Source organism: Zobellia sp. B3R18 (genome assembly GCF_018860715.1).
In the GTDB taxonomy this organism is placed as follows: Bacteria; Bacteroidota; Bacteroidia; order Flavobacteriales; family Flavobacteriaceae; genus Zobellia; species Zobellia russellii.
Window position 1 is genome coordinate 550003 of record NZ_JAHKQG010000011.1, and the last position, 12437, is coordinate 562439.

At 40.4% G+C, this 12437-nt stretch carries 7 protein-coding genes; 5 read left to right on the plus strand and 2 right to left on the minus strand.

The genetic code is table 11. From position 1 onward, the window contains the following. Positions 1–10 precede the first annotated feature (10 nt). Complete coding sequence (locus tag KO513_RS08780) at positions 11–1351, plus strand: sulfatase (RefSeq protein WP_215913081.1); 1341 nt, start codon at positions 11–13, stop codon at positions 1349–1351. A gap of 42 nt (positions 1352–1393) precedes the next feature. Beyond that, positions 1394–2866 carry a sulfatase family protein gene (locus tag KO513_RS08785; protein ID WP_215913082.1) on the plus strand — a complete coding sequence of 491 codons (1473 nt, stop codon included), beginning with the start codon at positions 1394–1396 and terminating at the stop codon, positions 2864–2866. Positions 2867–2936: 70 nt separating this feature from the next. Here KO513_RS08785 and KO513_RS08790 read toward each other — a convergent pair whose 3' ends face one another. Next, positions 2937–5663, minus strand: coding sequence for an outer membrane beta-barrel protein (locus KO513_RS08790; protein ID WP_215913083.1), 2727 nt, complete (start codon positions 5661–5663; stop codon positions 2937–2939). A 272-nt stretch (positions 5664–5935) separates the two neighbouring features. On the opposite strand from KO513_RS08790, the gene KO513_RS08795 reads away from it, so the two are divergent. Genes KO513_RS08795 through KO513_RS08805 form a run of 3 tightly spaced genes read left to right on the plus strand, consistent with a single transcriptional unit; the run spans position 5936 to position 11242 of the window. Then, positions 5936–7411: an arylsulfatase gene (locus KO513_RS08795; RefSeq protein WP_215913084.1), complete on the plus strand. Its 1476-nt coding sequence runs from the start codon at positions 5936–5938 to the stop codon at positions 7409–7411. A gap of 45 nt (positions 7412–7456) precedes the next feature. Beyond that, a complete protein-coding gene (locus KO513_RS08800) occupies positions 7457–9730 on the plus strand; it encodes a sulfatase-like hydrolase/transferase (RefSeq protein WP_215913085.1) in 2274 nt (757 codons plus the stop codon). Between the two features lie 6 nt (positions 9731–9736). After that, positions 9737–11242: a sulfatase family protein gene (locus KO513_RS08805; protein ID WP_215913086.1), complete on the plus strand. Its 1506-nt coding sequence runs from the start codon at positions 9737–9739 to the stop codon at positions 11240–11242. A gap of 7 nt (positions 11243–11249) precedes the next feature. Here KO513_RS08805 and KO513_RS08810 read toward each other — a convergent pair whose 3' ends face one another. Next, positions 11250–12401, minus strand: coding sequence for a hypothetical protein (locus KO513_RS08810; protein WP_215913087.1), 1152 nt, complete (start codon positions 12399–12401; stop codon positions 11250–11252). Positions 12402–12437 lie beyond the last annotated feature (36 nt).

The window sequence follows — 12437 nt, forward strand, 5'->3', positions numbered from 1 at the left end:
AGATAGTCAAATGAAAAATATTATTCTTTTAGCAGTAATTCTAATCGGCTTAGGTAAAGGCTTGGCCCAGGAGAAGCCTAACATTGTTTTGCTCTTTGTAGATGATTATGGCTGGGCCGATGTTGGTTTTAGGAATTCCAAATTCCACACACCAAATATTGACCAACTTAAAAAAGACGGATTCAACTTTAACCGTGCTTATATTGCCACACCTACCTGCAGTCCTAGCAGGGCTTCGCTACTGACCGGAAAAGAACCGGTACGTTTTCAAATGGTACGCCATATTATTGATGGCAAGGAAAAGGCCGCTAAAAATAATATGCCCGGAGGAAAGTTCAATTTATGGCCTACAGACCCTGTTCAAATGCCCTCCAGAAATTGGTTGCCGTTGGAGGAAGTTACCTATGCAGAGCGGCTAAAAGAATTTGGCTATTACAATATGTTCATTGGCAAATGGCATTTAGGTAGTGAAAAATACCATCCGGTACATCAAGGATTTGATGCCCAATATGGCACAGGAAACCATGGACATCCCGGAAATTATTATGCGCCGTTCTTTAAAACAGGAAATCCATTACCTGATTCTCCGGAAGGCACTTATTTAACCGATGTACTAACAGAAGGTGCGGAAAAATTTATAACGGAATATGAAAAAGAGCAACCCTTTATGCTATCGCTCTGGTACTATAATGTACACGGGCCACATATTGGCCGTACGGATTGGGTAGAACGCTATAAAAAAGAAGGTTTAACAGGCAAAGACGCAGAATATGCTGCCATGGTAAGCGCAATGGACGAATCCGTAGGGAAAGTTAGAAAAGCACTAGATAAAAAAGGCATAGCTAAGAACACCGTAGTCATCCTTCTATCCGACCAAGGAGGTTATTTTAGTAACGCTCCGTTATCCGGAGGAAAAACAGGTGGTAACACTTTAGGCGAGGGTGGTGCCCGAGTTCCGTTCATTATTTCTTACCCGGGAGTTACTATGCCGGGCATTTCATGTGATGTTCCCGTGCAATCTATTGATGTGTTTCCTACTCTGGTTGAGATAGCTTCAGGTAAAAAATCCAAGAACAAGAACATTCAAGGAAAAAGTTTGATGCCTTTGCTTCAGGGCAAGGAATTCAAAAAACGCAACCTGTTTTTCTTCCGTAGTTATGAAGATCAATACACTGCTATAATGAACGGAGATTGGAAAATGGTAAAATACCACAGTGGCAGACATGACCTATTCAATATAAAAGAGGATCAAAGCGAATCTAAAAACCTCATCGATATAGAAGTTGATCAAGCTAAAAAAATGAAGAAACAGTTAGAAAAATGGGAAAAAGAAGCTATTCCCGAGTTTTAACCGTTCATCTCTGAAGGCCTGTATAAAATGAAAATTGAATCAATGAATAAAATAATAACGACTGGTATTTATTTGCTATTTACCTGTTTAACTTTTGCTCAAGAAAGACCGAATATTATTTGGCTCATGGCCGAAGATATGAGCATTGACTTAGAGTGCTACGGTATGAAAGGTGTTAAAACACCCCATCTGAACAAGATGGCGCAAGAAGGCGCTAAATTTGAAAATTGTTTTGTAACCAACCCCATTTGCTCGCCTAGTCGTTCTGCAATGCTAACCGGTACACACCAAGTAAAAATAAACGCGCACCATCACCGAAGCAATAGAGACGTTCCATTGGATGAGCGGTTTAAACCTTTTACCTATTGGTTAAGAGAAGCCGGTTACACAACTATTTTAGGCCACCATGGTGTAATGGGAAAAGGGCGCAAAATAGATGCTAATTTTAAACACGAACCCATTGGTCCTTGGGACGGAAAAACTCAGTTCGGGATTTTTGATAAGTACGATACTTTTGAGAAAGAAGACCAACCGTTTTTTGCCCAGATACAATTGGTAGCTAGTCATAGAGGTGATTGGTGGGATGAGGTTCGTGAAAACTCAAAACACCCTGTAGACCCTTCAAAAGTAGAATTGCCCGAATTTATGGCCGACGACCCAATCATTCGTCTGGATTGGGCCAAGTATTTGGACCAAATTGAGTTTTTGGACAATGAAGTAGGCATGATTTTTAAAGAATTGGAAGACAAAGGAATGGCCGATAATACCGTTGTTATTTTTATAGGCGACAATGGCCGTTGTAATATTCGTGGAAAAGGGTATTTACAAGACCCAGGCTTGCACATTCCACTGCTCGTTTATTACCCCAAAGATATAAAGACCGGTCAAGTTAGAAAAGATGTGGTTTCTGCTACGGATATTACCGCAACCGTATTGGATTTTGCCAAAGTAGACATTCCCGAATACATGACCGGAAAACCTATATTCGATTCTAATTTTAAACGTGAGTTTGTCTACGGAGCACGTGACCTTTGGGACGAGATAGAAGAAAAATCCCGCGCCATTACCTCGGGAGAATGGAAATATATTAGAAATGACAAACCCGAAGTTCCTTTTGACGCAGGACAGGCGTATTTAGAATTTTATCGCCCTGCCGTGCACCGAATGCGTGCCCTAAAGGCCGAAGGTAAATTAAACGAAAGCCAAAAGCTGTTCTTTGCCCCCAACAAGGACAAAGAAGAGTTATACCATCTTACTACAGACCCTCAGGAGCTCCACAATTTGGCAAAAGACCCAAAATATGCAGATATATTGCAAAAAATGCGAGCCAAGACCGAGGCCTATGATATAGAAATGAAACCCGTAAACACCATATACCATCCTGAGCACGCTATTTCTGTAGATGCCCTAAAATGGGTAAAAGAAGAGCGGCCCGAAGATTACCAAAGAATGTTAGATGGAGAAGAAATTGGCTTTAAAAAAGCCGTTCAAGGATACAAAGAAAGTTTAAAATAGTTGTGTTAGTTAGTTTGTTTTAAGTCTCCGGATTACGAGTTTCCGGAGGCTTTTTTTATGCCCTATCGGGCTAGCCCTTTCTTGGTTTACTATTAAGCTTGTGCATATAACTTACAATAAAATAACGCCCCAAACTATCAGAGGTGGTTTCTTCAAAATAATTGGTAGTACTGCGCCTGTAGATATCAATATTCTTATCGAGTAAATCTATCAAAACCAGTTTTAGGACATGGCTTTTCTCTTTTGAGAAAGCATAGGATACCGTAGCGTTCCATAGGGGAATGTTCTCGTTTGAAGCAAAAGCATTATCCGTATAAATAAAATAATCAAACTGGGTATTAAAGTTCACTTTAGTACTTAAATCGCAATCCAACATAGAAAAATATTGCTGTTTAGTGTACTTACGATCTAAATCACGCTCTATTGAAAAGGATGTGTTGTTTACGCTATAGGTAGCTCCCGCTTTAAGGTCCACAACACTTTTGTTACTATTCTCCAGCGTTGCACTCACGAGAAAATCTTGGGAAGTAACTTCATTAAGCTGAAAATTTATAATGGCGTTATTGGTATTAAAGAGGTTCCTATTTCGGAAAGAGTAGCGCAACCCCAAACTTTTTATCTTCTGGCTAAACCCGAGTATAGTATTCAATCTTCGTTTGATTCCGTTATTCTCGTAACTCAAGGTTCTAACATAGTCATCATCTACATCAACACTCTTGATTATAGCATCTTTTGAATATTGAAATTGAACTCGCGAATTAAAACTAAAGGACGATTTAAAATCATGCACAATGGCGGACACGATCAGGGCATCCATCCTTTCGGCTACCAAATCCGGATTTCCCTTACGTATAGAAAACGGGTTCAAATCGTTGATTACCGTAGAACTTTCAAAAGGTCTTGGCGTGCGAATATTCTTTTTATAGCTCAACCTGTATTTTCTACCTCTTTTGGGCATGTATTGCACCGTGGCCAGAGGATTAACGAACAACCTGTCCGTTACCGTGGCCGCTTCGTTTACAACCCCGAACCTCCTTACGATATCTTGTAGCTCCAAGGCCGCATAGGTATTGATTTTCCCCGTGGTGTAGCTATGCGCCAACCTGGTTTGGTAGTTATTCTCATTATGGTCATAATCGTATTTTAGGATTTCCTCTTTGTTCTTTGCATTTACGGTTATCTTATTCTGATAGACATTTTCATTATCTATTTTATTGCCCATATAGGACTCCAACTTCATATAATGATTGCTCCCAAGGGGTTCTGTATATTTAAAATTAAAATTGACCAATGATGTATTGAGTTCTTGTTCCCGTATAGTATTCAGTTCCCTAACAGATTCCTTAGGGGTATTTATACGCCTAGTGATCAATGTATTTTGATTGTTCTTCATAGTAGACCGATTAAAGGTCGTATTTAATCCTGTTGCCAAGCTCCTCCCCTTTTTGCGCAATTTTTGATAGAAATTAAGTCCCAAATTGGCTCTTTTCCTATCCCGATCCACCGTAGACTCATTATCATTTGCCGTATTTAGTTCTTCTTCTTTAAAATAGCGTCCCATACGGTTGGAATAGCTATTGACTACATCTGAAATCATTTGCCCTTTAATGATCAAACTATTATTAGGGTTGGATTTGTTCCAGTAATCCAAATTAAGATTGTGATCGTTCTTGGTGTTTACGTATTCGTTCTCGGCAACGTAGTCAAAATTATTAGCGTTGGAAAAGGTGATTCTTTTGGATACGGAAGTACCGTCGTTTTTAGAATAGTTATAGAAATAATCTCCGTTCAAGGATTCTTTCTCCTTAAACTCATGCCCTACATTTATCCCGGCCACTCCCGTATTTAAATACCCACTTAGGCTTTTGGTCTTTTGTGCAGAGTTCTGTTCTTCTTCCTCATCATCGCCATCAACTCCATCGGAATTCTTTAAAAAATCCTGAATATTTGAACCCGTTATATTTATGTTGTTAATTTTACCAATGACCGAAAACTGGGTTTTAGAGGTAAACTTGTTGTAATTGAGGTTGCCAAAATAACGATTATCAAGCCCCAGACCTGCCGAAGCTTTTCCAAAGCCGTTATTCTTTCTCGATTCTTTTAAGGTAAAATTAATGACCACCTCCTTATTTCCGTCCGCTACACCGGTAAGTTCGGACTCATCACTCTTTTTATCAATAATCTCTACATTACCAATGGCGTCTGCGGATAAATTTTTGAGTACAATAGAGGGATCGCCACCAAAGAATTCCTTTCCATCGATCATGATTTTAGTCACTTGGTTCCCCTGGGCGTTCACCTTTCCATCAGAATCTATTTCCATTCCTGGAATTTTATTCAACAGCTCCTCTAAATTATCATCTGGATCCACTTTAAAGGCGCTGGTACTAAAAGCTATGGTGTCTTGTTTAATCTGCACAGGCACCACTGCCGTTAGCGTAACCCCCTCAAGTTCGTACGTATCTTCAATCAGTGTCAGTTTTCCAAAGTCTAGGGCCTTTCCCGTATAGGTAATGTTCTTGTATAAGGAGATATAGCCCAAGGAAGAAACGTTTAAAATATAATCTCCTTTTTGGGTTTCGGCTATTTTAAACTCGCCATTTACATCGGTAATGGTATAATCTACGTAGGTAGAATCTTTTGTACTCAACAAGACAACCGCAACGGCTTCCAAGGGTTCGTTGCTATCAGAAAGTACAGTTCCCGAAATAGACTCGGGTGACTGAGCTTGTATTGAGCAGAAAAATATAAAGAAAAGAAAACACAGAGCCGTCTTTCCTTTTTGAAAATTTACCATTAAACCTTAATTGAATTATAGCGCTAAAAGAGCAATGCCTAAAGATAAAATGAAGCAAATAAACAGATGTACATAAGAATACAAGAAATGTATTGTTGAGTACACATTCTATGATCGGTATGATCAATTTGCTCTAATAATGCAACAAATGATCAATGGCACAAACTATAACAAGTAAAATAAGTACATTGCTTAGTGCTTTATCTTATAGGCCATTAAATTTGTTTCACTCTTGTTATAACCACTATCAAAGTCAAAAAAACTTTACAACTATGAGATTACGTATTGCCCATTTCCTATTTTTCCTTTTTTCTATTTCTTCTCTATTGAGTTTAGGCTCCTGCAAAGAAGAAGCAAAAACGGAACAAAAGACGGTTCCACAAAAAGAAAAGCAGCCCAATGTAATTTACATTCTAGCGGATGACCTTGGCTATGGGGATTTAAGCTCATACGGTCAAACAAAGTTTGAAACGCCCCGTATTGATGAATTGGCGGCTAGAGGCATACAGTTTACACAGCATTACAGCGGAGCTCCCGTTTGCGCTCCCGCCCGCTCATCCCTAATGACGGGACAACATACGGGCCACACTCCTATTAGAGGTAATAAAGAACTTGAAGGCGAGGGTCAAACGGCCCTGCCCGGCAATGCGGTTACCGTAGCCGAAATCATGAAAAAAGCAGGCTATACCACAGGAGCTTTTGGCAAATGGGGATTAGGTTTTATTGGCAGCGAAGGCGACCCGGTTGCACAAGGGTTTGACGAATTCTACGGATACAATTGCCAGCGTATGGCGCACAGGTATTACCCTCCCCATTTATGGCACAATGAAGACAAAATCTTACTTGATGGCAATGACTGGACAAAAACCGAAACCTATGCACCGGATAAAATTCAGGAAGCAACTTTGGCATTTATAGAAGCTAATAAAGAAAAGCCCTTTTTCGCCTACGTTCCTTTTGTTTTGCCTCATGCAGAATTAATTTCTCCCAAAGACTCCATTTTTGATAAGTTCAAAGACAAATTTGAGGAAACACCCTTTACGGCAGAAAACGATTTTACCTCGGACTATGGTCCTGACATTGTTCACATGGAATATGCTCCCCAACTTAAGCCGCGCGCTGCCTTTGCATCCATGGTATACCGTATGGATGTGTATGTAGGGCAAATATTAGATAAACTGGACGAACTGGGTATTGCGGAAAACACCATTGTTATGTTCGCAAGCGATAACGGCCCACATGCCGAAGGTGGTGCAGACCCTGAATTTTTCAATAGTTCTGGAGGACTAAGGGGAATTAAAAGAGACTTGTACGAAGGTGGTATACGCTCCCCGTTTATTGTTACATGGCCCAATAAAATTAAACCTGGCTCAACCTCCGATCATGTTTCTGCATTTTGGGATGTTATGCCTACATTGGCCGAAATCACCAATACAGACGTTCCGGCCGCTAGTGATGGTATTTCATTCCTTCCCACCCTCTTAGGCAAAGAAGACCAAAAAGAACATGACCACCTGTATTGGGAATTCCCTATTCAAAAAGGACGAAAAGCAGTTAGAAAAGGGGACTGGAAAGGTGTTATTTACAATTTTACCAAAAAACCCCAAGGCCAATTTGAACTTTATAACCTAGCCGATGATCCATCTGAAACCAAGAATGTTGCCAATGAACATCCAGAAATAGAAAAGGAGATAAGGCAAATCATGGAAAGCGAAAGTGAGGCATCAGAACTGTTCCCTTTTGAGTAGTTTTCGATTTAAAAACCAACCAAAAATTAAACCATTGCATATCCTATGAAAACCATTTATTTTCTTCTAAGCCTTTTTTTATCGGTTTCCTGTTACGCCCAGAAGCCGAACAATACTAATTCAGAAAAGCGTCCCAACGTAATCCTGATTATGGTTGATGACCTTGGGTACGAAGGAATTGGCAGTTATGGAGGCACATCTTACAATACCCCAAACATAGATAAACTCGCTGCAACGGGTATGCAGTTCAATCAGGCGTATGCACAACCGCTATGCACCCCTACACGTGTAAAACTTATGACGGGGCAATATAACTTTCGTAATTGGGAAGCTTTTGGAATTTTAAATCCTAAACAAAAAACGTTTGGCCATATTATGAAAGATGCAGGTTATGCTACCTGTATGGTGGGCAAATGGCAACTACAGAGTTATGACCCTCCAGGCTACCCAGGAGGTGAACACAGAAGAGGTATTGGCATGAAAGTAGAAGATGCGGGCTTTGATGAATACAGCATGTTTCACGCCTTTCACACAGAAGACAAAGGTTCCCGGTTTGCCAATCCAACTATTTATCAAAACGGAGAATTCCTAAAGGAAACAGATGGTAAATATGGCCCTGACATTTTCTCGGAATATTTAAACGATTTTGTTGGCCGTCAAGCGGATAAACCATTTTTTGTGTATTACCCTATGGCTTTAACGCACGGTCCCTTTAATCCAACACCAGATAGTTCCGATTGGAAATATGCTGAAAAAAGATTGAATGACGAAACCGTATACTTTAAGGATATGGTAGAGTATTTGGATAAAATTATCGGGAATATCGTAACTAATCTGGAAAAGAAAGGCTTACGCGAAAACACGCTTTTAATGTTGTATTCCGATAATGGCACACACCAAACCATTTTTTCAAAGATGGGAGACCTAACGGTTCAAGGTGGCAAAGGTTTAACTACCGAAGCAGGTATTAAAGTCCCTTTTATCGCTAACTGGCCCGGTCATATAAAAGAAGGCAGCGCATCAAATGAGTTTATTGATGCCATAGATTTTATGCCCACTATTCTTGAAGCTACAAACACCCCGACCCCTACCGGTTTTGAGCCAGACGGGGAGAGTTTTTTACCGGTCTTGAAAGGAGAGCCTGTGGAGCGTAGAGACTGGGTATTTATGAGCTACGACCCTAAACCGGGTTGGGACAAAAAACAATTTGCCCCAGCGGAATTTGTACTGAACGCCAACTATAAGCTATACGGAGACGGCAGGTTCTATAACACCAAAAATGATGTACTGGAAAAAGATTCGTTGCCATCCAGTAAACTCTCTACACAGGAAAAACAGCTTAAAGGGAAATTTCAAAAGGTTTTAGACTCATTAAAAAAATACCCCACTTACGGGTGGATAGAACGTTTAGCTCCAGAGTTTGATTCGCTAGTGTCAAAACATGCCCGTATTGAACTGGTTGCCGAAGGTTTCAACTGGTCCGAAGGCCCGGTATGGTTACCAAAGGAGCAAAAGCTCATATTTTCCGATGTTCCCGAGAACAAAATTTACCAATGGCATAATTTAGACGGGCTCAGCTTGTACATGTCCCCTTCGGGAGGTACGGGAATTGCAAATGGCAATACAGGAAAGGGGTCTAACGGACTTATTCTTGACCCTCAGGGAGATTTAGTTATTTGCCAAGTAGGAGACCGTAGAATAAGTAGACTTGCAAGTTTGCAGGATTCGCTTCATCCAAAGTTCACCCCTATTGTAACCGATTATAAAGGAAAAATATTCAACTCCCCCAATGACCTGGATTATGACGCTAACGGAAACCTTTACTTTACGGATCCTGCTTTTGGTTTAGGTAATGGTAAAAGTGCCATTGGTTTTAACGGTGTTTATTTTTTGAGCAAGGATAACAAATTAGTTCTCTTAGATGATTCTATAAAAGCCCCTAACGGCATTGCCGTATCCAATGATAACAAAACCCTTTACGTTGCGGACTCTTTTAAAGAACAACCCAAAATCCTGGTGTATGATATAGTAAGTGACGGAAAAGTAGCCAATAAAAGAATATTCTTTGATGCTACCCAACTTCACAAAGCCAGTATTAGTAAACAGTCTCCTGATGGAATGAAAATTGATAAAAAGGGGAATATTTTCCTAGCCGGTCCTGACGGGGTTTTAGTTATTTCTCCCTCTGGAAAGCATTTGGGAACCATTAGAACCGATAAAAACACTGGAAATTGTGAGTTTAGTGATAATGGTAGGTACCTGTTCATTACTGCGGACGATTATCTTTTAAGAGTAAACCTAAGGCCCTATTCCAAATAAACCGCCATGTACAAAAACTATACTTTATCTATTCTTTCAATAGGTCTTTTACTCCTTTCTTCCTGTGCAGAAAAGAAAAAAGAAGAGGCGAAAGTTACCCAAGAACGTCCCAATATAATTCTCATAATTGCCGATGATATGGCTTGGGACGATAGTGGTGCCTATGGCCATCCCAATATAAAAACACCCAATATAGACCAACTGGCACAAGACGGAATGCGTTTTGACAATGCCTTTTTGACTGCCAGTTCGTGCAGCCCCAGCAGAACCAGTATTATTACCGGCCTATACCCTCATAATACGGATGCCGAACAACTCCATTGGCCGTTACCATCGGATAGAGTGACTTTTGTGGAGGAGCTTAAAAAATCTGGCTATTGGACAGCACAAGCGGGCAAATGGCATTTGGGCGACTCCATCAAAGACCGCTTTGACCTTGTAAAGGACGTAGGTACACAAGGTTTTCAGTTATCGCCAACAGGTGAAAAAACAAAACAAACGGGTGATGGTAGCGGTTGCGAAGAATGGGTACCCGTACTTCAACAAAGACCGGAAGACCAACCTTTCTTTCTGTGGTTGGCGGCAGTTGACCCGCACAGACCTTACACAGAAGATATTATAGATAACCCTCATGCTTTAGAAGATATAATTTTACCCCCGTATTTCCCGGATACCAAAGAGGTTCGCGAAGACTTTGCCCACTATTACAACGAGATTACTCGTCTTGATAATTACGTAGGTAAAGTAGTGGCGGAATTGGATAAACAGGGCATTTCGGATAACACTATGATTCTATTTATTAGCGATAACGGCAGGCCTTTTCCTCGTGATAAGACCACTCTTTATGACGGCGGCATAAAAACACCATGGATCGTAAAGTGGCCTAATGAAGTAGAATCCAATTCTGTTAATTCTAACTTGGTAAGCTCAATAGACATAGCACCCACCTTCCTGAAACTAGCAAATTTGGAGCCTTTGTCCAGTTTTGAAGGTGAGGACTTCTCACCGCTATTAGAAAACACCAAAACAAAAGTAAGAGACCTTATTTATGCCGAAGACCATTGGCATGATTACGAAGATTACACCCGTGCGGTACGCTCGGAAGAATACAAATACATCCGCAATTTCTATACGGATTTACCCAACACCCCATCTGCGGATGCTTTTGTTGGAGGTACATTTAAATCTATGCAAGAGCTAAATAAAAAAGGGGAACTCAACCAAGCGCAGTTAGCTTGTTTTATAACACCGCGCCAAGAAGAGGAGTTGTACGATGTTGTTAATGACCCTTACGAGCTAAAAAACTTGGCACAAGACCCAGCGCATCAAAGTACGCTTGAGGCGCTTCGTAAAGAAATGAATAGCATCCGTAAAGCTTCAAACGATAGTCTTCCGGATTTTAGAACACCGGATGAATTTGATCGCGAGACAGGAAAATCCAACTCATTCAGAAAAAGACCTCGACCTTCAAAAGTGGAAATGGAGAAAATTATCAGGGCCATGAAAAAGTAGATACCCTTTAAAAACCGACCACTGTTTCCATTTTCAAATCGGTGTCCACTCTATTTTTTCCCCTAACTCTAAAAAGTGCCGTAAAATATTTTTTACCCTTTAAATATTTAGTTTCAAAGGTCTTGAGGCTATCCACATTGGTAAAGTATTCAACGGTGGCACTCACCCCTATATCGTGTTCCGAAAAGAAAACAAAATGCTCCGTAGCACCAATACCCGGGTATTTTGAAACTATGGCATATTCTTGGTCAACAGAAGAAGTTCCAAAGGCAAACGAACTATCCTTCTTAGTAGGATGACCGGACAGCTCCAACATTTGTCCAGATAATTTAAAGTAAGGATTGGCGTCATTAAAAAATCGGATGAATTGATTATCGTTCTTTACTGGCCCCGCATAAACGGCATTGCCTTCCTTTATTTCCGGCAAAGTAATTTGTGTAGAAAAACGGATGGAGAATTGCTGGTCATAGGTTTGAAAAAATTGTTGCAAATGTTGGGTTGCCATAGCCGCCATACGAGTAGTATAGCTATAGTTTGCAGGACGTAGCACCCCTTGTAGCTCTGGTTTCCTCTTTAAAAGGTCATAAAACTCATCAACACTGTTTATTTGAAAGTCTCTGGTCCAGCCCCTACCACCGGTCATGGTTTTACCCATGGCACCAAAGTGATCCCCCAAAATAACGTTAGTAGAAGTATCCGAATCCAAAAAAGACTCCCATAACAACGGTTTCTTTAATGGCATTTTATTCACCAATAACAATATCAAGGCTATGAACAATAGAGCATAAGGTAAAATTTGCGTCCAACTCAATTTTTGGACCCAACCTGCTGGCACCTGCTTCTTTACAAACCTTACTTTATACTGGCCTTTATCAATTTTTAATTGCCATGCATCAGTACTACCTTCGCTTGCATAGTAGGCGGCCAACTTTTTTCTAAGGTTGTATATATTAACCCTCACCCTTGGATTACTTTTTTCATCCGTCTGGCTATTCTTAAAGAACTCAAGCTCTATTACGGTCTCTTTTAGATGCTCCCCTCGTTTGGTAGCCTCATAAAGATATTGTAGCAACCCCCTACTTGTAGGCGCATTTTTAAAAGTTTCACTATCCCTAATTTTAGAAACTACCTCTTGTTCTATTTTTTTCGTCAGTTGCATATAGAATACAGTAAAATAGGTGCATCTCGTTCAATT

What these genes read in the sequence shown, in the direction of transcription:
- KO513_RS08810 (WP_215913087.1), bottom strand. Translation starts at nt 12,401, where the DNA reads ATGCAACTGACGAAAAAAATAGAACAAGAGGTAGTTTCTAAAATTAGG.
- KO513_RS08785 (WP_215913082.1), top strand. Translation starts at nt 1,394, where the DNA reads ATGAATAAAATAATAACGACTGGTATTTATTTGCTATTTACCTGTTTA.
- KO513_RS08795 (WP_215913084.1), top strand. Translation starts at nt 5,936, where the DNA reads ATGAGATTACGTATTGCCCATTTCCTATTTTTCCTTTTTTCTATTTCT.
- KO513_RS08805 (WP_215913086.1), top strand. Translation starts at nt 9,737, where the DNA reads ATGTACAAAAACTATACTTTATCTATTCTTTCAATAGGTCTTTTACTC.
- KO513_RS08790 (WP_215913083.1), bottom strand. Translation starts at nt 5,663, where the DNA reads ATGGTAAATTTTCAAAAAGGAAAGACGGCTCTGTGTTTTCTTTTCTTT.
- KO513_RS08780 (WP_215913081.1), top strand. Translation starts at nt 11, where the DNA reads ATGAAAAATATTATTCTTTTAGCAGTAATTCTAATCGGCTTAGGTAAA.
- KO513_RS08800 (WP_215913085.1), top strand. Translation starts at nt 7,457, where the DNA reads ATGAAAACCATTTATTTTCTTCTAAGCCTTTTTTTATCGGTTTCCTGT.